This is a genomic window from Streptomyces sp. NPDC107562 (genome assembly GCF_055657325.1).
In genome coordinates this window covers 69,374-89,208 of the sequence record NZ_JBVKBE010000004.1, presented here as the reverse complement: position 1 = coordinate 89,208, position 19,835 = coordinate 69,374, and the positions used below count along the sequence as shown (strand labels likewise).

The following is a 19,835-nucleotide window of genomic DNA, read 5'->3' as shown; positions in this document are numbered from 1 at the left end:
GGGCCGACGTACGATGCCCAGCGTGACGCACGACGACGCTCCGCTGCTCGCGGACCTCATGCCGTGGTCCGTCGCACCGCCGCGCATCGGCCGGGGGTGGCCGACGGCCCCCGACCCGTCCTCCCTGACGGCGCGCTGGGACGCCCTGATGAAGGCCGAGGGCGCCGACCGCGAGGCCCTCTTCCAGCCGTCGCGCTCCCGCACCCTGCACTCGGCTGTCGGGCAGCTGCCGGGCCGCCCCACCGGCACGGAGAAGCTGCTGCGCGCCCAGGGGCCCTGCCCGGAGCCGGTGCGGGTGCTGCCGGCCCCCTTCGACGAGCAGTGGCTGATTCCGGACCACCGGCTGATCGACGTGGCCCGGCCGGAGTTGTGGCGGGTGGCCGACGAGCGGCAGGTCTTCGTGGTCGAGAACCCCGAGGGCGCCCCCCGCCTGCTGGCCACCTCCTTGGTCCCGCTGCTCCGCCCCGGCCGGGTACGGCCCCTGTACCGCCGCCCCGGCGGCGCCGAGCCGAACCTGGCCCCGGGCCTGCTGGAGCAGCTGGCCGTGCGCCTCGGCGAGGCCCTCGAACCGGTCGACGTCCTGGCGTGGATCCTGGGCGCGGTACGGGCGGACCTCACGGTCCCCCTCACCGCGGACCCCGCGCTCTGGTCGCGGGGCGTGGCGAGGGGCCGCCGCATGCTCTGGCTGCTGCGCCGCGACGGCGACCGCCCCAAACTGCCCGGCGGCCGCCGCCCCTACGTCCGCGCCCCGCTGCCCGCCCGGCCGCGCGCGCTCCACTACGACCGCGACGAGGAGGCCCTGTACCTCGACGAGGGCCGCGTCTCCCCCGTGCCGTCCGAGGCCTGGGACTTCGAGGCGGGCGGCGTCCGCGTCCTGGAGCAGTGGTTCGCGGCCCGGACGGCGGAGGGCGAGCCCGGCACCCTCCTCGCGATCCGCCCGGCGACCTGGCCCCAGACGTGGACCTCGGAGCTGCTGGAACTGATCACGGTCCTCACCCTGCTGGCCGAACTGCCCTCCCTGGAGGTGGAGTCGACCCTCACCGCGACCGAGCTGCGCACCGCGGGCGTCCTGCCGGTCCCGGCCCCGGCCCGCCGTCCCGCCTCGGTCCTGGACCACCACGAGGAGGGTCCGGAGGGCCAGTTCGCCCTGCTCTAACGCGGCGAGAAGGCCGGCGCCCACGCACGGGATCACCGTCGATCACCTTCGTCGCCGTCGTCGCAGTCGAGCGGGCGCCGACGGCGGCGACTTCGCCCGCGGCTGCGACACCGCGGCCGGCGGCGGACGTGTTCGTGCGGAACCTGGCGCACCGAGATGTCCACGCCGATCAGCCGCGGGGACACCCGCCGCACCATTCGATGCACGACGGCGCACCACCGGCGCGCACGGGCCTCGCGCACGCCGTCATCGCCCCTACGACGCCTGTGCCACGGTGGACGGCGGGCGGGCGCTGTCGGTGCGGAACGACCGGGAGTGGCGGCTGCTCGCCGAACAGATCGTCGGTCGGCCGGACCTGGGAAACGGGGACGTACGGGAGGTGGCGGAGCATCCGCGGCCGGCGGCCTCGGAAGCGGTGGCGGGAGGTGGGTTCGCCCGCCGGGCCGCTCAGGGCGCCGCTGCCCCCGATCACCTGGCCGGGTGGGGAGCCGGAGCGGAGCGGGGACGTACCCGCGCTCGGGCAGCACACCGAAGCTTTGCTGCGTGCCGTGGGGATGACGGACGGCGAGATCGCAGCGCTGCGCCGGGACGGTGTGGCCGCCTGAGCGCGGGCCCTCGAAGAATGCGTCGGGGGACGACCGTGCGGGTCAGTGGCCGCCGAACAGCGAACGGCGCAGGCGACGCAGGGGGGCGAAGAGCGAGACCCGACGCACCCGCGACACCCGGTCGCTGCGCTCGTGCGCGGTGTCACGTGCGGTTATCTCACGCATCAGCGAGGTCGCCTCGGCCGCCTCACGCTGCGGGACGGCAGGGCCGGCCAGCACCGAGAGATGGCGGTCGAGGCGCGAACTGGTCGCGCTGCTCCCGCAGGTGATCGCAGGGACCCTTGCCCTGCTGCGCACTGTTATCTGTTCCATGTCACTCCCCACCCGTACGAGTCCACCCGGCCCGGGCAGGGTAACCCTATCTCCCCCTTGGGGCACGCGTGTATCGCGGTCACAGGATTCACCTTCCCCGTAAGGGTGTTGACCATCCCTCTTCGATCACTTTCCGAATCCAACCGATTCCAGGGCGAGTTGGACAACCGGCTGGGTGGTGGGCCGGAGCGACCCCCCGTCGGGCTCGACGGTCACAGCGAGTGACACCGCCCCTCTGTCCAGGCCGTTCGCCACGAAGGGCGTGTCGCCGTCCAGGAGACCGAGGGAGCGTGGTGGCGCCTGGGGGCGCATGACCCACAGTTGATGCACGCGGTCGTCCGGCAGGGTGTCGTACCCGTTCAGGGTGACGACCGCGCGCCCCTCCGATGCGGAGGCGATCACTCCGATCGTTCTTCCCTCGGCATCCCGTCCGGTGGCCGCACGGGCGTCCGGGGCGGCCAGGACGTGGGCGATCTCACGTGATCTGTCCCGCTCGGCGGCCAGTTGCTCACCGGTCCGGTTCGCCTGGACGGCGAAAAGGGCGGCGACGACCAGCGCGGCGGCGGCGGTCGCGGTGGCGAACGGGACGAACAGGGGGCGCGTCCGGGGCGCGCGGGCGCGTGCCGGTGGCGGCTGCGTGCCCCACACGTGCGGAGGCAGCAGCGCCTCGCGCGCGCGGGGCGGCTCCTGCGGGGTCGTGCGCACGGCGGTCAGCACCCGCTCGCGCAGCGCCGCCGGAGCGGGGGCGGCCGTGGACCAGGCGAGCCGCACGGCGTCCTCGGACAGCTCCCGTACCTCCCGCGCACAGCGCTCGCAGGACGCGAGGTGCTTCTCGAAGCGCGCGCGTTCGTCCGGTTCCAGGGCGTCGAGCGCGTAGGGCGCGGCGAGGCCGTGCAGGTCGGCGCGACCGCGCAGCCGGTCGAGCAGGCTCATGCCGTACCCCCTCGGCCCTCGGGGAGCGGACGGTCCAGGAAGCTCACGCGACTCCTCCGAGGCACTCGCGCAGCCGGGTCAGTCCGTCGCGCATCCGGGTCTTGACCGTGCCGAGCGGCAACGAGAGCCGTTCGGCCACTTCACGGTAGGTGTAGCCGTCGTAGTAGGCGAGCGTGACGGACTCCCGCTGAAGCGCGGTGAGCCGGTTCAGGCACCGGCGCACCCACTCGCGTTCGAGTCCCGCCTCCACCTCCTCGGCGACCTGGTCGAAGGCGGGCGTCCCGGAGCGCAGCGCCTCGCGCTGCTCCCGTTCGCCGGCCGCGCGGGCGCTGCGCACCCGGTCCACGGCACGACGGTGGGCGAGCGTGAGGATCCAGGACAGGGCACTGCCGCGGGCGGGGTCGAAGCGGGCGGCGGACCGCCACAGTTCGAGCAGGACCTCCTGGGCCACCTCCTCGGACTGTGCCGCGTCCCGCACCACTCGCCTGACGAGCCCGAACACGGGCCCGGACACCAGTGCGTAGAGCTCCTCGAACGCCACCTGGTCCCCGCCCGCGACGCGGATCAGCAGTCTGTCCGCCTCCACGCGCTCCCCCTTTCCGCGACCTCCGCGACCGCACCCCGGCCGCCCCGTCACACCAGACATTCGCAACGCACGCACCTCCGGATGGGGTTACGGATCAGCGCGCGGAAAACGCGGGTCGGGCGGCCGGGAAAAGAATTTCGCGTCCGACCAATCCGGTCCACCCCTGGTCCCGAATCCCCGGCATCAGGCAAGTCGGCACGGAGGACGGACGGCATGACAGCAAACCCCAAGCGCGGCACGGGACTCAGGAGCGTCGCCACCCTCGTCTGCGGCGCGCTGGCCGCCGGAGGGCTCGCGGCCGCCGGCGTGACCACGCTGGAACCGGGGGCGGTCGCCGCCTCCAGTCACCGGGAGGCCCCGCTGATATCGGGGACCCCGCAGTACGACAACACCGACGTGTACGCGTTCGTGAGCCCGGACAAGCCGGACACGACGACGATCATCGCGAACTGGATCCCGTTCGAGGAGCCGGCCGGCGGCCCGAACTTCTTCACGTTCGCCGAGGACGCCCAGTACGACCTGCACATCGACAACAACGGTGACGGACAGGGCGAGCTGCTGTTCCGCTACACCTTCCGCACGCACGTCAAGAACAAGAAGACGTTCCTCTACAACACCGGTCCCGTCGAGACCCTGGACGACAAGGACCTCAACGTCACGCAGACCTACGACGTCGAGTTGCTGCGGCTGAAGAAGCAGCGGCTGCTGTCCCGCACGAAGATCGCCGACGACGTCCCGGTCGCGCCGTCGAACGTCGGCAAGGCGTCCATGCCCGACTACGCGGGGCTGCGCAAGGCGGCGGTGCACGAACTGGCGGGCGGCTCCACGACGTTCGCCGGTCAGGCCGACGATCCGTTCTTCCTCGACCTGCGCGTCTTCGACCTGCTCTACGGCGGGGACCTCTCCGAGGTCGGCAACGACACACTCAAGGGCTACAACGTCAACTCCATCGCCCTCCAGGTGCCCAACCACCTGATCCAGGAGTCGGCCCGGCAGCCCGTCGTCGGCATCTGGTCGACGACCCAGCGCAAGAACGCCCAAGGGCACTTCCGGCAGGTCTCGCGCCTCGGCAACCCGCTGGTCAACGAGGTCGTCAACCCGATCGAGGACAAGGACACCTTCAACGCGTCCGGTCCCTGGGACGACGCCCAGTTCCTGGAGAACGTCACCCAGCCCGAACTGCCCGAGCTGATCGAGGCGATCTACAAGATCCCGGCGCCCGCCGAGCCGCGCAACGACCTGGTGGACGTCTTCCTCAAGGGTGTGAAGGACCTCAACCAACCGCCCCATGTGACGCCGTCCGAGATGCTGCGCCTGAACACGTCCGTCAAGCCCACCGCCGCGCCGAAGCGGCTCGGCGTGCTGGACGGCGACAACGCGGGCTTCCCCAACGGCCGCCGTCTCACGGACGACGTGATCGACGCCTCCCTCCAGGTCGTCGAGGGTGAACTGCTCGGCGCCAAGAACGACCTGGGCGACGCCGTGGACAAGAACGACAAGGAGTTCGAGAAGGCCTTCCCGTACGTGGCCCTGCCGACGGAGGGCTCGCGCGGCCCGCTCGCCAAGGGCACCTCGGGCGGCAACGACGTGCGCAGCCAGATCGGTGACGCGCTCCAGCCCGCCGGCTCGGACGACACGACCCTGATCGCCGCCTCCGCGGGCGCGGGCGCCGGCGGGATCCTGCTGATCGGCGCCGCCCTGCTGTGGTGGCGCCGGATGCGGGGCCGCGCGTACTGACGCCCCACCGAACGGCGCGGCCCGCACCCCTCCCGCCCCCCACGGCGCGGGCCGCGCCTCCCCGCCGACGTCCCACGACCCGCCCGCACCCGAGGAGAGGCATGGTCCCGCGCCCCAACGACAAAGAGACCACCCCCGGGCCGACGCCCGAAAAGCCCGCCCCACCGCCCCTGACCCGCCCCCCGGGTACGTCCAACACCCCGGACCTGTCCGACACCCCGGGCCTGTCCGACACCCCGGGCCTGTCCGACGCTCCGGCTCCGTCCGGCGACACCTCTCCCGACGGCACCCGGCCGGACGACACCCCGGCCGCGTCCGACACCGCAGGCCTGTCCGACACCCCGGCCGCGTCCAACACCCCGAACATGTCCGACACCCCGGGCCTGTCCGACGCTCCGGCTCCGTCCGGCGACACCTCTCCCGACGGCACCCGGCCGGACGACATCCCGTCGGGCAGCACGCCGGCCGGCGGCACCCCGTGCGACGTCAACCAGTCCCACCACGCCCCCTCGGACGACAACCCGTCCGACGACATCCCGTCGGGCAGCACCCCGGCCAGCGGCACCCCGTCCGACGATCACCAGGTCGACCGCGCTCCCTCGGACGGCACCCCGTCCCCCAACACCGCGCCCGGCGGCATCGCATCCGACGACACCCCCTCCGGCGGGACCGCATCCGGCGGCGTCCCGGTCGGCGGGAGCCGGCGCGGTGGTGTCCCGTCCGCGGCGGGCGCCGATCCGCGGGTCGCCGCGGTGCGGCGGGTCGCGGCGGCCGGGCGGCGGCGGGCCCAGCTCGCCGGGTGCGTCGTCCTGCTGGCCGTGGCGCTCACCGGAGCGTCCATCGCGATCGGCCACACCCGCGCCCCCGACGAACCGGCCCTGGCGAGGACGGGCAGTGGGATCTCCCCCGCCGCGCTGCTCGGTGGCGGCGACCTGGACGCGACCGTCACCGGGCTTCAGGCCCATCTCCGGGCCCAGCCCCGCGACTTCGGCGCCTGGGCCACCCTCGGGCTCGGCTACGTCGAGCAGGCCAGGGTCGACGGCGACCCCTCCCGCTACCCGCAGGCCGACAAGGCGCTGGACCGCTCGCTCGGCCTGCGCCCCGGCAACGACCAGGCGCTGGCCGGCCGTGCCGCCCTCGCCGCCGCCCGCCACGACTTCACCGGCGCCCTGGACCACGCCGAGCGGGCCCTGGAGCGGAACCCTTACAACGAACGCGCCCTGTGCAGCCGCGTCGACGCCCTGCTCGAACTGGGCCGGTACGAGCAGGCGGCGCAGGCCGCCCGCACCGCCGACGCCCGGCGGCCGGGCATCCCCGTCTTCACGCGGTACGCCTACGTGCGCGAGCTGCGCGGCGACATCGGCACCGCCCGCCGCGTCCTGGAACAGGCCCTCGACGCCGCCGCGACACCCGCCGACGCCGCCTACGTGGCCACCGCGCTCGGCCGGCTCGCCTGGAACCAGGGCGACCACGCCGGCGCCCTGCGGCACTACGCCCGCGCCCTCGCCGCCGACGACGGCTACCTCCCCGCCCTGGAGGGGCGGGCCCGCGCACAGGCGGCGGGCGGCGACCGTGCCGCGGCCGTGCGGGGCATGGAGGCGGTCGTCGCGCGTGCCCCGCTGCCCGGAGCGCTCGTGGCTCTCGGCGAGCTGTACGAGGCGGGCGGCGAGCGCGCCAAGGCCCGTGAGCAGTACGCCCTCGTCCACGCCTGGACCGCCCTCGCGCGCGCGGGTGGCGTCAACGCCGACCTCGACACGGCGCTGGCCGCCGCCGACCACGGTGACAGGGGGCTCGCCCTGAAGGCCGCCCGCGCCGAGTGGGACCGGCGCCGGACCGTGCACACCGCGGACGCCCTCGCCTGGGCGCTGCACGTCAACGGCCGTGACGAGGAGGCCCTGCCGTACGCCCGCCGGGCCACCGCCGCCGGTTACCGCGACGCCGCCTTCCTGTACCACCGAGGCATGATCGAGCTGGCCACGGGCCGCCCGGAGGAGGCCCGCGCCTCCCTGACGGCGGCCCTCAGGCTGAACCCCGGCTTCTCACCGCTGGGCGCCCGCGAGGCCCGTACGGCCCTGAAGTCCCTGGAGGCGGCCGGGTGAAGCTCTCTCGTCCGCTCGCCGTCCTGGCCGCCACCGGCGTCCTGCTGCTGCTTCCCGCCGGCGCCGCGTCCGCGCACCCGCTCGGCAACTTCACCGTCAACCACTACGACGGCCTGGTCGTCGCCCCCGGCGAACTCCGCGTCGACCATGTGGAGGACCTCGCCGAGATCCCCGCGACCCAGGCCGCTCCCGACGTCGAACGCCTCGGTCTGAGCGGCTGGGCCGACCGGCGGTGCGCCGCCGCCGCCCGGGACAGCGAGGTCACCGTCGACGGGCGCGCGGTCCCCCTCCGGGTCACCGCCGGCCACGCGGAGGTGCGGCCCGGGCAGGCCGGGCTCGACACCCTCCGGCTGGAGTGCGGGCTCTCCGCGCCCCTCCCCGCGGACGAACCGGCCGCCGTCGGATTCCGCGGCGCCGGTGCCGGATCGGGGCCCGGCTGGCGGGAGATCACCGCACGCGGGGACCGTACGACGCTCACCGCGTCGGACGTGCCACGGGAGTCGGTGTCGCGGGAACTGACGTCGTACCCGCAGGAGTTGCTGTCGTCCCCGGCCGACACGGGTGCGGCCGCCCTGCGGGTGAGGCCCGGCGGCCCGGCCCTGGCGGAGGGGCGTGACGACGCGCCCGCCGCGTCCGTCCTGCCACGCGGCGTCGACCGCTGGACCAGGGCCCTGGACTCGTTGGTCGCCCGCGAGGACCTCGACGCCGGCTTCGCCGCGCTCGCGCTGCTCGTCGCGACCGGCCTGGGCGCCCTGCACGCCCTCGCACCCGGGCACGGCAAAACGCTGATGGCCGCCACCGCGGCGGCCCACGGCGGCCGGGCCCGTATGAAGGACGTGCTGCCCCTGGCCGCCTCCGTCACGGTCACCCACACCCTCGGGGTGGTCGCCCTCGGACTCCTGGTCACAGGCGGCTCCGCGGCGGCGCCCTCGGTGGTCGCCTGGCTCGGCATCGCCAGCGGCGTGCTGGTGACGCTCGCGGGAGCGGGTCTGGTCCGCAGGGCGATCCGGAACCGGCAGGCCCCCGCACTCGAGCACGAGCACGGTGCGGAGCACGCCCACGACGGCCACGAGCACACCCACGCGGCCGACCACCGGGACCACGCACACCACCACGGCGACCACCCGCACGCCCCTGCGGGACACGATCACCCGCACCCGCACCCTCACACCCACACCCACACCCACACCCACGGAGGCCACACCCACTCGCACCCCGTCGCCCCCACCCTGCGCGGCACGATCCTCATGGGCTTCGCCGGCGGCATGGTCCCGAGCCCCTCCGCGGTCGTCGTGCTCGTGGGCGCCGCCGCCCTCGGGCACGCCTGGTTCGGACTCCTGCTCGTCGTCGCCTACGGCGCCGGCCTGGCGCTCACCCTGACCGCCGCCGGTTTCGCGGTGGTGAGGTTCGGTGCCGGTGTGACCCGTGCGCTGGCCCGGCGGCCGCGCTGGACCGCCAACCCGCTGGCCGCGCTGGTCCGTCGCAGCGCACCGGTGGGTTCCGCCTTCGTCGTGGTGGCCCTGGGCGCCGGATTGGTGCTCAGGGGGGCGGCAACGGCATTCGGGTGAGCTACTTTTGGGGAGAAATCAGACGACGCATCACTCGCGGCTGCGAATGGGGGCGCCCGTGTCCGTGCAACCGGGCAGTGAACGCGTGATCGCCGGCCGGTACCGCCTGCTGTCCCCGCTCGGGGAGGGCGGCATGGGCACCGTGTGGCGCGCCCGCGACGAGGTGCTCAACCGCGAGGTCGCCGTCAAGGAGGTACGCGCCCCGGCCGGGCTGCCGTCCTCCGACGTGGAGCGGATGTACGCCCGGCTGGAGCGCGAGGCCTGGGCGACGGCGCGGGTCGCCGACCGCAATGTCGTGACGGTGTACGACGTGGCCACGGAGGAGGGCCGGCCCTGGATCGTGATGGAGCTGGTCCGCGGTATTTCGCTCGCGGACCTGCTGGACGCCGAGGGCCCGCTGCCGCCACGGCGTGCGGCGCAGATCGGCGCCGAGGTGCTGTCGGCGCTGCGCGCCGCGCACGAGGCCGGGGTGCTGCACCGGGACGTGAAGCCGGCCAACGTCCTGCTGTCGAACGACGGCCGGGTCGTCCTCACGGACTTCGGCATCGCCACGGTCGAGGGCAGCTCCGCGCTGACCATGACCGGCGAGGTCGTCGGCTCGCCCGAGTTCCTCGCGCCGGAGCGGGCGCTCGGCCGCACCCCGGGGCCGGAGTCCGACCTGTGGTCGCTGGGGGTGCTGCTGTACGCGGCGGTCGAGGGTCATTCGCCGTTCCGGCACGACACCCCGCTGAGCACCCTGCGCGCCATCGTGGACGAGGAACTGCCGACGCCGCACCGGGCCGGCCCGCTCACCCCGGTCGTCGAAGGGCTGCTGCGCAAGGACCCGGCCGAGCGGCTGTCGGCCGAACGTGCCGAGCAGGACCTGCGGTTGGCCGCCGCCGGGGGCACTCCGCGCGCGGAGACCGCGCCGACGACGCCGTACACCCCCTACCCGCCCACGGTCGCCGGGCATCAGCAGCCGCGCTCCCCCGGTCCGCCGCGACCGGTCCCGGCGTCCACCACGACGACCGCCGAGCCGCCGCGGCGCGACCGGCGCGCCGTCGCCGCGCTGGTGGCGGGCGTCGTGGCGCTCGCGCTGGCCGTCGGCGGGCTGACGTACGCCCTTCTGAACGACGACGGTGACGGCGGCGGCGACGGGACGGCCGGGGGCACCGGCACGTCCGCCCCGCGGACGGCGGGACCGACCGTGTCGAGCCCGCAGGAGGAGACCGGCACCTCCGAGGCCACCAGCCCCACGCCGAGCGGGAGCGCCTCGTCCACTCCCCCGCCCCAGACGGTGACCGTCGCCGTCGCCGGCACCCGCACCCACTACTCGGGACCGTGCCCGCCGCCGGGCGACCGGGCGCCCGCGTTCACGGCGACCTTCACCGTGGGCAGGCTCCCGGCCGAGGTGAAGTACCGGTGGGTGACCCGGGACGGCAGGGTGACCGACCCGGGCTGGCGGACGCTGTCCTTCCCGGCGGGCGGGGAACGGACCCGGCAGGACCGGGTGATCGTGACGACGTACGAGGAGAGCGGGACGTACGAGAACGCGCTCGGCGTGGAGGTACGGGAGCCGGCGCGGGTCACGTCCGACGCGGTGGGCTTCTCGGTGACCTGCGTGACGGAGACCCCGACGGGCGGGGCCTCCTCCTCACCTGTTTCGCCGTCCTCTTCCTGAGGGATCAGGCGGCGCTGTCGAACACCGGCAGATAGCCGCCGGACTGACCGTTCGCGGTCGGGTGGTACGAGTCGCCGATGTTGAGCCAGTTGACGCTGTGCAGCCAGGAGGAGCCGGAGCAGATCTCGTGGCCGGTGAAGGTGGTGCGGACGTCGGCGAAGGTGAAGCCGTGGTTCAGGGCGCGCTTCTCGATGGCGGTGTTCAGGAGGTCGGAGGCGTCGTTGATGGCCCTGCGCTTGGTCTCGGACAGACCGAGGCAGGCCTGGCCGAGCTTGTAGAAGCGGGGGTAGCCGACGACGACGACGTGGGCGGAGGGGGCGCGGCTGCGGATCGTCGCGTAGACGTTGTCGAGCTTGCCGGGGAGCGTGGTGTCGACGTACGCACGCGCGGTGTTGATGCGGGAGATGCAGGCGCTGTCGGACTGGAGCACACACGTCGTCATGACGTCGGCGAAGCCGGCGTCGTTGCCGCCGACGGTGATCGAGACGAGGCCGGTGGTGGCGTTGACGGGCGCCAGTTGACCGGCGAGAACTTCATCCGTTCGGGCGCCGGAGCAGGCCGTGAAGTGGAACGTGGAGGGTGAGTTGGCGGCGGCCCAGAGGTACGGGTACGCCCGTGTGCTGCGCTTGCAGTCGCCGCTGGAGCTGATGTAGCTGCCCGCGCCGACGCCGGAGGAGTAGGAGTCGCCGAGCGCCACATAGCTGGTGGCGGCGGCTTCCGACGCCTGCGCCGTGGCCGCGCCGGTGAAGGCGGCCGTGACGGCGAGGAGGAGTGAGCCGAGGAGAACGACAAGTCGGGAACGTCTCATGGAACCTCCCTTTAGCAGGATCTCTGCCTCAACCGTGGTACCAACTACGCGTGTTGAATGGAAGTGTCCATGCCAAAACTGTGTCCATGTCAGAACGTCGAAAGCGCATTCCGCGTCTTGACGGCCCCCCGAGGGCTGCGCGACATTGAAGCCCGGCATCCGGCGCTTCGGGGGGCAAAGTCGCCCATGCAGACCATCCGTGCGAAGACTGACGCATCAGACCCTTCCGGCGGCGTCGAGCGGACTCGGCCCGGTGCGCGGAGGGACCTGGTTCTGGCGCTCGCGGGCGCCGCGACCGCCGTCGGCGGGATCGGCGCGACACTCGCGCTCATCGAGTCGGACTCGCCACTGCACGGTCCGTTCACGCTGTTCTTCCTGCTGGCCGCGCCGGCCACGGCCATCGCCGCGGCGCTCGACGGGCTCGATCCGCTCGGCCGCGCCATCGTGGCGCTGGCGGGCGCCATCGCCGTGGACATGCTGGTGGCCCAGGGCATGCTGGCCCTGCACCTGTGGTCGGTACGCGGCGGTGTCGTGGCCGTGACCGTCCTCAGCGCCCTCACTCTCCTGCTGGTTCTGGTCCGGCGCCTCGGCGGCCGCACCGATGGAAGACAGGGCTGGTGACGTGGACATCAGTGTGTACCGTCCGGGCGAGCTGACCGCCGCCGACCGGACGGCCTGGACGGCGCTCCAGGCCAAGGCCCATCTGCACGGTGCGCCCGACCTGGCCAACCCGTTCCTGTCCCCGGAGTTCGCGCTGGCCGTGGGGCGGTGCAGACGCGGCGTACGGATCGCGGTGGCCCGCGAGGACGGCGAGCCCGCCGCGTTCCTGCCCTTCCAGAGAACGGCCACCGGAGTCGGCCGGGCCGTCGGGCTCGGCGTCTCCGACGCCCAGGGCGTGGTGCACCGCCCCGGGTTCACCTGGGACGCCCGGGAGCTGCTGCGGGCCTGCGGGCTCGCCGTCTGGGAGTTCGACCACCTGGTGGCGGGCCAGCGGCCGTTCGAGGCGCACGCCTCCGGCACCTTCCCGTCTCCGGTCATCGACGTGGACCAGGGGTACGACGCGTATCTGGCCGGACTGCGCGACCGGTCGCCTAAGTTCACCAGGTCCACCCTCGCCAAGGAGCGCAAGCTCGGCCGGGACGCCGGGGAGGTCGTGTACGTCCACGACGAACGGGACCCCGCCGTGCTGCGCACGCTGATGGGGTGGAAGTCCGCGCAGTACCGCAGGACCGGGCGCAGCGACCGTTTCGCGCACGAGTGGATCACTCGGCTCGTGGAGCGGTTGTTCCACACCCGTTCGGATCACTTCGCGGGAATCCTGTCGGTGCTGTACGCGGGCGGCAGGCCGATCGCCGCGCATTTCGGGCTGCGGACCGAACGCGTGCTCGCCTGCTGGTTCCCGGCGTACGACCCGGCGTACGCGAAATACTCCCCCGGCCTCGTGCTGCATCTACGGATGGCCGAAGGGGCCGCCGCGGACGGGATCGCCCATCTCGATCTCGGGCGGGGACCGAAGGAATACAAGGATTCCCTGAAGACACGGGAAATTCTCGTGTCCGAAGGATGGGTGACGCGACGTCACCCCGTGGCGTTCGGGCATCGCGCCCGGCGTGCGCCGGTGCGCGCACTGCGCAATGCCGTGGTCGCGAGACCGGAGTTGTTCGAACCGGCGGACAGACTGCTGAAGAAAATGGGCAAGATCCGCTCAGGTGACCGGTAACGGCCATACCGGCCAAAAAGCGAGGGGAGGTCGCAGGTCTTGCCATAAGGAGTGATTCGTCAATACCGTCTTACATCTCATCCGCACCGGACCATCGCCACAGCGGACCCAGGGGAGGGCTCAGGGGCCGTGGCGCTGTGCCGGAGCGGCGCGCGGTGGGGGGTGCCGTGCCCGGTGACGCCTGAGGTGTGACCGGGCCGTTCCGCGCAACCGGCTGCCGTTTTTCGGGGCTGGTGAGCTGTGCCAGTACAAACCCCCCTTTCGCACCGGACAAAGAGCCGGGCCGCCCGGGGGTGGGCGGTCCACCGGACGAGAGGGACCAACTCATGAGCGCTGTTCTGGGCTCCGCCGCGACAGAGCGGAAACCGTCGACGGCCGGCGCCTACCGGCCGATATCCACGCACCTGGCCATCACACCGCCGGTGAGCGTGGTGATCCCCGCCATGAACGAGGCGGAGAATCTCCCGTACGTCTTCAAGACCCTTCCGGACTGGATCCACGAAGTGGTGCTGGTGGACGGCAATTCCACCGACGACACGGTCGAGGTCGCGCGCGGGCTGCGGCCGGACGTCAAGGTCGTCGAACAGCGCGGGAAAGGCAAGGGCGACGCGCTGATCACCGGATTCGAGGCGTGCACCGGCGACATCATCGTGATGGTCGACGCGGACGGCTCGGCCGACGGCAACGAGATCGTCAGCTATGTCTCCGCGCTGGTCTCCGGCGCGGACTTCGCCAAGGGGTCCCGGTTCGCCAACGGCGGCGGCACCGACGACATGACCTTCGTCCGCAAGCTGGGCAACCGCACCCTGTGCGCGGTCGTCAACCGCAAGTTCGGCGCCCGCTACACCGACCTGTGCTACGGCTACAACGCCTTCTGGCGGCACTGCCTCGACAAGATCGACCTCGACTGCACCGGCTTCGAGGTCGAGACGCTGATGAACATCCGGGTGGTCAAGGCCGGGCTGAGGGTGCAGGAGATCCCGAGCCACGAGTACCTCCGCATCCACGGCACCAGCAACCTCAGCGCGGTGCGCGACGGACTGCGGGTGCTGAGAGTGATCCTGCGGGAGCGCTCCAACCGGCGCGCGCTGCGCCGCCGCCACCACCCCTCGCCGATGTTCGACGCGCCCCGGGGAGAGATCTCTTGAGCGATCCCGGCATCTCCGTCGTGATCTGCGCCTACACCGAGGACCGCTGGGAGGACATCCTCGCGGCCGTCGACTCCGTGCGGGCGCAGTCCCGGCCCGCCCTGGAGACGCTCCTGGTCGTGGACCACAACCAGGCCCTTCTGGACCGGCTCGCCCGGGAGTACAAGGAGTCGGGCGAGTCCGGGCGGACCGTCGAATCCGGGCGGACCGTCGAGTCCGAGCAGTCCGGGCGGTCCCGGCGGCCCGGGGAGGACGCCGTCGTGCGGGTGCTCGCCAACGCGGGCCCCCGCGGCCTGTCCGCCGGCCGCAACACCGGCATCGCCGCCGCGCGCGGCGAGGTGATCGCCTTCCTCGACGACGACGCCGTCGCGGAACCCGACTGGCTGCGGCACTTCGCCGCGTCCTACGCCGACCCGCGCGTGATGGCGGTCGGCGGCCGAACGGTGCCCGTCTGGGCGTCGGGGCGCCGCCCGGCCTGGTTCCCCGAGGAGTTCGACTGGGTGGTCGGCTGCACCTACCGGGGCCTGCCGCCCGGCCTGGTCCGGGTCCGCAACGTGCTGGGCGGCAACGCGTCCTTCCGCCGCGCGGCGTTCGAGGCGGCGGGCGGCTTCGCCACCGGCATCGGCCGGGACGGCGACAAGCGCCCGCTGGGCTGCGAGGAGACGGAGCTGTGCATCCGTCTGACCCGCGCCGTGCCCGAGGCAATCCTGCTGATCGACGACCGCGCGGTGATCCACCACCGGGTGCCGTCGGGCCGCGAGCGGTTCGCCTACTTCCGCACCCGCACGTACGCCGAGGGCCTGTCGAAGGCACTGGTGGCGCGGAGCGTGGGCGCGCACAAAGGGCTGGAGTCCGAACGCCGGTACACGACCCGGGTGCTGCCGGCCGGTGTGGCGCGCGGCCTGCGGGACGCGGTGCTGGCCCGGCCGGGCGGCGCGGGCAGGGCGGGAGCCATCGTCGCGGGCGTGTGCGCGGCGGCCGGCGGCTACGTGGTCGGCAGCGTGCGGGCGCGCGGGCGCGGCCCGGCGTTCTCGGTGGCGCCGATCGGGGGCGGCGGACGTGACTGACCTCCGCGTGCCGATCCTGATGTACCACGCGGTCGCGGCCGAGCCGAACGACGCGACCCGGGCCCTGTCGGTCGCTCCCGAGGCCTTCGCGCGGCAGATGGAGGTCGTCGGCGACCTGGGGCTCACCCCGCTGACCACGGCCGAGCTCGCGGGGCGGTGGCGCTCGGGCCGTCCGCTGCCGCCGCGCCCGGTGCTGGTCACCTTCGACGACGGTTACGAGGGGGTCCACGGCCACGCCCTGCCCGCGCTCGCCGCGCACGGCTTCCCCGCGACGCTGTTCGTCACCACCGGCTGGATCAGGGGTGCCCATGACACCGGGGGCGGCCTGGACCGGATGCTCGACTGGGACCAGGTGCGCGAACTGGCCGATTCGGGCGTCGAGATCGGCGGTCACAGCCACAGTCACCCGCAGCTCGACCAGCTGGGCGACGACGCCCTGCGCCGGGAGCTGAGCCGCTGCCGCCAGATCGTCGCCGAGGAACTGGGCGCGCCGCCCCCGTCGTTCGCCTACCCGTACGGCTACTCCAGCCGCCGGGTCCGGCGCGCGGTACGGGCGACGGGGTACGGCCAGGCGCTCGCCGTCGGCAACGACCTCGCCCGCCCCGCCCAGGGGCCGTACGCCCTGCGCCGGGTCACCGTGCGCCGCGGCACCGGGATCGAGGAGTTCGCGCGGCTCGTCGAGGGCCGCGCGATCACCCGCACCTTCGTCAGGGACCGCGCCCTCACCAAGGGCTACGCGCTGGTCCGCAGAGCACGTCAGGTTCGCCGGAAGGCCACCCGTACCCGTGTCTGACACGACCACCACCCCACCGGCCGCACCGACCGGGAAGGAACCCGCCGACGAGGTCCGGCGCCGCCCGCTGCTGCCCGGGTCGCGCCGGTCGCCGGGCGGTGGCCAGCTGCTGCGCAACGCCTACGCGTTGATGCTGAACACCGGCATCTCGGCCGTACTGGGGCTCGGCTACTGGCTGCTCGCGGCCCGCCACTACTCCGAGGCGGCGGTCGGACAGGGGTCCGCCGCGATCGCCGCGATGAAGCTCCTCGCCGGGCTCACCGCGGTGACGCTCACCGGTGCCCTCGCCCGGTTCATCCCGGTGGCCGGCCGGGGCACCGGACGGTTGATCTTCCGTACGTACGCGGGCAGTTCGCTCGTGGTGGCGCTGGCGGCGGGGGTGTTCCTGCTGACGCTGGACGTGTGGGGGCCGTCGTACCGCTTCCTGCACTCGCCGCTGCCCGCCGTCGGTTTCGTGGTGGCGGTCGTCGCCTGGAACCTGCTCACCCTCCAGGACGGGGTGCTCACCGGGCTGCGCAACGCGCTGTGGGTGCCGGTCGGGAACACCGTCTTCTCGGCGGTGAAGCTGGGGCTGCTGATCGCGTTCGCGGTGGCGATCCCGATGGCCGGCGTCTTCGTCTCCTGGGTCGCGGCCATCGCCACCTCGGTGCTGCCGCTCGGCTGGCTGGTGTTCCGGCGGCTGGTGCCCCGGCACGTACGGGCGACCGAGGAGCAGGCGCGGACGCCGACGCTCCGCGAGGTCGGGCGATTCCTCGCCGGTGACTGGACGGGCTCGCTGTTCTCGCTCGCCGTGGTCCATCTGGTGCCGGTGATCGTGGCCGCGCGGGTCGCCGCCGAGGACAACGCGTACTTCTACATCACCGCCACCATCGCGGGGACGGTCAACCTGCTCGCCATCAACATGGGCGCCTCGCTGACCGTCGAGGCCTCGCACGACCCGGGCAGGCTCGCCGCGAACACCCGGGCCGCGCTGCGGCGGATGGCCCGCATCATGCTGCCGGTCGCCGCGGTGCTGTTCTTCGGCGCTCCCTGGATCCTCGGCGTCTTCGGAGCGGGGTACGCGGAGGCGGCCACGCCGCTGCTGCGCTGGCTGGCGGCCGGGGCGGTGCTGCGGGTGGTGATGGAGACGTACTTCGCGGTGCTGCGCGCCCAGAGCCGCACCGCGGGGCTGGCCTGGTTGCAGGGGCTGCTGTGCGCCCTGGTGCTCGGCCTGACGCTGGTGCTGCTGCCGCGGATGGGCCTGACCGGGGCGGGCGTGGCCGAGATCGTCAGCCTCTCGGTGATCGTGGCGATCGCCGCGCCACGGCTGTACCGCACCCTCCGGGGCGCCGCGTCCGACGTCCCGCCCGCCACGGCTCCCGACGGGGACCTCGCCGACCTGGGGGCGCGCGAGGTCGCGGCGACACCCGGACCGGCGCGCGGGCGTGTCCCGGCCTGGGCGCGGGACAGCGACACCCTTGTGCTGGGTCTGCCGGTCGACTTCGACCACCAGGAACGGCGGCCGGACGTACGCCCGGGGCCGGGCACGCCGCCCACCGGGGTCGCGGTGCGCGCGGAACAGCCGGAGCCCGCCGCGAGCGGGGATGCGCGCGACAAAGGCCCCGGGGCCACCTGGTGGCAGCGGCTGCTGCCGACCCCGCTCGGTGCGGTCCTCGGTTCTCTGCTGGCCGCCGCGCTGCTGCTGTACTGGGTCCCGGCGTCCCGCCTGGGCGAGGCCGACCTGGACCGCATGGGCGGGCTGGGCCTGGTCTCCGTGCTGCCCGTCCGGACGCTGATCGGCGCCGCGCTGCTGGTCGTGGTGTTCGCCGCGCTGCTGTGGCCGGGCCGCGAACGCCGGACGCTGCTGCTGGTCACGCTGCTGGCGACGGTGGTGTCGCTGCACGCGCTGCCGGCCGTGATCGAGACCGAGCCCCGGTTCGCGACGGCCTGGCAGCATCTCGGCTTCCTCGACCACATCGACCGCACCGGCACTGCCGTACCCGACCTGGACGCGCGCTGGAGCTGGCCCGGGTTCTTCGCGGTGGCCGCGCTCGTCGCCCAGGCCTGCGGGGTCGGCGACCTCACCGAGATCATCCGCTGGTGGCCGCTGACCGTACAACTGCTCTACCTGGCACCGCTGTTCCTGCTCACCCGCGCGTTCCGGACGAGCTGGCGTGCCCGGTGGGCCGGCGTGTGGATCTTCGTGCTCAGCGGCTGGGTGGGTCAGGACTACTTCTCCCCGCAGGGCTTCACCTATCTGCTCTACCTCGCCCTGGTGGCGATCCTGCTGGTCTGGTTCCGCGCACCGCGCGTGATCTGGACGAGGTCGCGCCCCGGCGAGGCGGAGGTGGAGCCGGCCGGCAGGCGGCAGCGGGGGGTGCTGCTGCTCGTCGTGATCGGGCTGTTCGCGGCGACCGTCCCGGCCCACCAGCTCACGCCGTTCGTGATGCTGGGCGTGGTCACCGCCCTGGTGCTGGTCGGCATGTGCGAACTGCGCGGACTGCCGGTGCTGTTCGGCGTGACGGTGGTGGCGTGGATCGGCTTCATGGCGGAGCCGTACTGGTCGGGGCACTTCGACGAGCTGTTCGGCGGCGTGGGCGGCGTCGGCGGCAACGTGTCGTCCTCGGTGTCCGGGCGGATCGAGGGCGGAAGCTCGACCCACGCACTCGTGCTGTACGCGCGCGTGGCGCTCGCCGGCGCCGTGCTGGCCCTCGCCTGCTGCGGCTGGTGGCGGCGGCGCGCGCACCAGTACCGCGAGCGGTCGCTGCTCGTGCTCACCTTCGTGCCGTTCCTCGGCTTCGGCATGCAGTCCTACGGCGGCGAGATGGCGCTGCGCGTCTTCCTGTTCGCGCTGCCCGGCGCCGCCCTGCTGGCCGGCCTCGCGCTCTTCCCGCGCGTCGGCGCGGGCGCCGGGGAACGGAGCGTGTTCCGGGCGAGCCTCGCCCCGCTGGCCGCGCTGACGGCGGGGCTGGTGCTGATGGGCGGGTTCCTGGTGGCGCGGTGGGGCAACGAGCCGTTCGAGCGGGTGCGGCCCGGTGAGGTCGCGGCCATGGAGTTCGTGTACGCGCACGACGAGCCGAGCGTGCGGCTGCTGTGGCTCAGCGACGACCCGCTGGAGACCGTGACGCCCGCGATGCCGTGGGGCGCGCGGGACATGGAGAAGGTGCAGTACGTGCCGACGCAGGCACCGGTCGACCCGGAGCTGGTGTCGGGCCTGGTCAAGGCGTTGCGGGACGCCGGTCCGAACTCCTATCTGATGGTCAACGCCGGTCAGGTCGCCTCTCTCCGCCTGGATGCCGGCTACCCGGCGGACTGGGAGCCCCGGCTGATCCGGAACCTCGACGGACGTCCGGAGCTGGGACGGGCGTTCGCCAACGCGGACGTGACGGTCTACGCCCTGGACACGCAGCCGGCCGGCCCCGTCCCCGAGGCCCGTCCCGGCCCACCGGGGCCGCTGGTGACCTGGACGCCCTGGTCGGTGGTGGGCGGCCTCGCGGCGGTCGCGCTGGTCGTGCTGCTGTCGGGACGGGAGGTGGTCCGCGTGGCGACGCGGCCGGGCGTGCGGCAACTGCGCCGGCTGCAGGGCGGTTTCTGGTTCTCGCTGCCGCTGCTGGCGGTGGTGTGCGCGGCGCTGGTGCAGCGGTTCGTGACGATGAGGTGACCC

The 19,835-nt window shown here is 73.6% G+C and carries 15 protein-coding genes and 1 pseudogene; 12 read left to right on the top strand and 4 right to left on the bottom strand.

Annotated features, from left to right (window positions below; all coding sequences use genetic code 11):
- Positions 1 to 13 precede the first annotated feature (13 nt).
- Together ACZ7LV_RS14700 and ACZ7LV_RS14695 are read left to right on the top strand one after the other, a co-directional pair.
- Positions 14 to 1,156: a type ISP restriction/modification enzyme gene (locus ACZ7LV_RS14700; protein ID WP_471939358.1), complete on the top strand. Its 1,143-nt coding sequence runs from the start codon at positions 14 to 16 to the stop codon at positions 1,154 to 1,156.
- A 179-nt stretch (positions 1,157 to 1,335) separates the two neighbouring features.
- Positions 1,336 to 1,761 (top strand): annotated as a pseudogene (locus tag ACZ7LV_RS14695) (CoA transferase); the annotation flags it as partial.
- Between the two features lie 42 nt (positions 1,762 to 1,803).
- On the opposite strand, the gene ACZ7LV_RS14690 reads toward ACZ7LV_RS14695, so the two are convergent.
- The 3 genes from ACZ7LV_RS14690 to ACZ7LV_RS14680 form a co-directional block, all read right to left on the bottom strand.
- A complete protein-coding gene (locus ACZ7LV_RS14690) occupies positions 1,804 to 2,073 on the bottom strand; it encodes a hypothetical protein (RefSeq protein ID WP_401678093.1) in 270 nt (89 codons plus the stop codon).
- A 126-nt stretch (positions 2,074 to 2,199) separates the two neighbouring features.
- Positions 2,200 to 3,006 carry an anti-sigma factor gene (locus ACZ7LV_RS14685; RefSeq protein WP_471939356.1) on the bottom strand — a complete coding sequence of 269 codons (807 nt, stop codon included), beginning with the start codon at positions 3,004 to 3,006 and terminating at the stop codon, positions 2,200 to 2,202.
- A 43-nt stretch (positions 3,007 to 3,049) separates the two neighbouring features.
- The gene (locus ACZ7LV_RS14680) at positions 3,050 to 3,592 is read right to left on the bottom strand and encodes a sigma-70 family RNA polymerase sigma factor (protein ID WP_471939354.1); all 543 of its coding nucleotides are present in this window, start codon (positions 3,590 to 3,592) and stop codon (positions 3,050 to 3,052) included.
- Positions 3,593 to 3,805: 213 nt separating this feature from the next.
- On the opposite strand from ACZ7LV_RS14680, the gene ACZ7LV_RS14675 reads away from it, so the two are divergent.
- The 4 genes from ACZ7LV_RS14675 (at position 3,806) to ACZ7LV_RS14660 (ending at position 10,656) form a co-directional block, all read left to right on the top strand.
- Complete coding sequence (locus ACZ7LV_RS14675; RefSeq protein ID WP_471939352.1) at positions 3,806 to 5,329, top strand: DUF4331 domain-containing protein; 1,524 nt, start codon at positions 3,806 to 3,808, stop codon at positions 5,327 to 5,329.
- A 101-nt stretch (positions 5,330 to 5,430) separates the two neighbouring features.
- Complete coding sequence (locus ACZ7LV_RS14670; RefSeq protein ID WP_471939350.1) at positions 5,431 to 7,428, top strand: tetratricopeptide repeat protein; 1,998 nt, start codon at positions 5,431 to 5,433, stop codon at positions 7,426 to 7,428.
- Positions 7,425 to 8,996: a HoxN/HupN/NixA family nickel/cobalt transporter gene (locus tag ACZ7LV_RS14665; RefSeq protein WP_471939348.1), complete on the top strand. Its 1,572-nt coding sequence runs from the start codon at positions 7,425 to 7,427 to the stop codon at positions 8,994 to 8,996. Before ACZ7LV_RS14670 ends, ACZ7LV_RS14665 begins: the two co-directional genes overlap by 4 nt.
- Positions 8,997 to 9,054: 58 nt before the next feature.
- Positions 9,055 to 10,656: a serine/threonine-protein kinase gene (locus ACZ7LV_RS14660; RefSeq protein ID WP_471939347.1), complete on the top strand. Its 1,602-nt coding sequence runs from the start codon at positions 9,055 to 9,057 to the stop codon at positions 10,654 to 10,656.
- Positions 10,657 to 10,660: 4 nt separating this feature from the next.
- Here the strand turns inward: ACZ7LV_RS14660 and ACZ7LV_RS14655 are convergent, their stop codons facing one another.
- Positions 10,661 to 11,464, bottom strand: a complete 804-nt coding sequence (locus ACZ7LV_RS14655) for an SGNH/GDSL hydrolase family protein (protein ID WP_471939345.1) — start codon at positions 11,462 to 11,464, stop codon at positions 10,661 to 10,663.
- Between the two features lie 186 nt (positions 11,465 to 11,650).
- On the opposite strand from ACZ7LV_RS14655, the gene ACZ7LV_RS14650 reads away from it, so the two are divergent.
- The 6 genes from ACZ7LV_RS14650 (at position 11,651) to ACZ7LV_RS14625 (ending at position 19,832) form a co-directional block, all read left to right on the top strand.
- A complete protein-coding gene (locus tag ACZ7LV_RS14650) occupies positions 11,651 to 12,085 on the top strand; it encodes a hypothetical protein (protein WP_471939343.1) in 435 nt (144 codons plus the stop codon).
- A gap of 1 nt (position 12,086) precedes the next feature.
- The gene (locus ACZ7LV_RS14645) at positions 12,087 to 13,184 is read left to right on the top strand and encodes a GNAT family N-acetyltransferase (RefSeq protein ID WP_471939341.1); all 1,098 of its coding nucleotides are present in this window, start codon (positions 12,087 to 12,089) and stop codon (positions 13,182 to 13,184) included.
- Between the two features lie 326 nt (positions 13,185 to 13,510).
- The gene (locus ACZ7LV_RS14640) at positions 13,511 to 14,332 is read left to right on the top strand and encodes a glycosyltransferase family 2 protein (protein WP_471939339.1); all 822 of its coding nucleotides are present in this window, start codon (positions 13,511 to 13,513) and stop codon (positions 14,330 to 14,332) included.
- Positions 14,329 to 15,399 (top strand): glycosyltransferase family 2 protein, encoded by a 1,071-nt coding sequence (locus ACZ7LV_RS14635; RefSeq protein WP_471939337.1) that lies wholly within the window; start codon positions 14,329 to 14,331, stop codon positions 15,397 to 15,399. The genes ACZ7LV_RS14640 and ACZ7LV_RS14635 overlap by 4 nt, the downstream gene beginning before the upstream one ends.
- On the top strand, positions 15,392 to 16,192 hold the full coding sequence (locus tag ACZ7LV_RS14630; RefSeq protein ID WP_471939335.1) for a polysaccharide deacetylase family protein: 801 nt from the start codon (positions 15,392 to 15,394) through the stop codon (positions 16,190 to 16,192). The genes ACZ7LV_RS14635 and ACZ7LV_RS14630 overlap by 8 nt, the downstream gene beginning before the upstream one ends.
- A complete protein-coding gene (locus tag ACZ7LV_RS14625) occupies positions 16,185 to 19,832 on the top strand; it encodes a lipopolysaccharide biosynthesis protein (protein ID WP_471939333.1) in 3,648 nt (1,215 codons plus the stop codon). Before ACZ7LV_RS14630 ends, ACZ7LV_RS14625 begins: the two co-directional genes overlap by 8 nt.
- The last annotated feature ends 3 nt before the right edge of the window (positions 19,833 to 19,835 follow it).

Bases quoted from the DNA above. Each gene is read 5' to 3' on its own strand.
- ACZ7LV_RS14690 (WP_401678093.1), bottom strand. From the start codon at position 2,073: ATGGAACAGATAACAGTGCGCAGCAGGGCAAGGGTCCCTGCGATCACC.
- ACZ7LV_RS14685 (WP_471939356.1), bottom strand. From the start codon at position 3,006: ATGAGCCTGCTCGACCGGCTGCGCGGTCGCGCCGACCTGCACGGCCTC.
- ACZ7LV_RS14670 (WP_471939350.1), top strand. From the start codon at position 5,431: ATGGTCCCGCGCCCCAACGACAAAGAGACCACCCCCGGGCCGACGCCC.
- ACZ7LV_RS14650 (WP_471939343.1), top strand. From the start codon at position 11,651: ATGCAGACCATCCGTGCGAAGACTGACGCATCAGACCCTTCCGGCGGC.
- ACZ7LV_RS14655 (WP_471939345.1), bottom strand. From the start codon at position 11,464: ATGAGACGTTCCCGACTTGTCGTTCTCCTCGGCTCACTCCTCCTCGCC.
- ACZ7LV_RS14700 (WP_471939358.1), top strand. From the start codon at position 14: ATGCCCAGCGTGACGCACGACGACGCTCCGCTGCTCGCGGACCTCATG.
- ACZ7LV_RS14640 (WP_471939339.1), top strand. From the start codon at position 13,511: ATGAGCGCTGTTCTGGGCTCCGCCGCGACAGAGCGGAAACCGTCGACG.
- ACZ7LV_RS14675 (WP_471939352.1), top strand. From the start codon at position 3,806: ATGACAGCAAACCCCAAGCGCGGCACGGGACTCAGGAGCGTCGCCACC.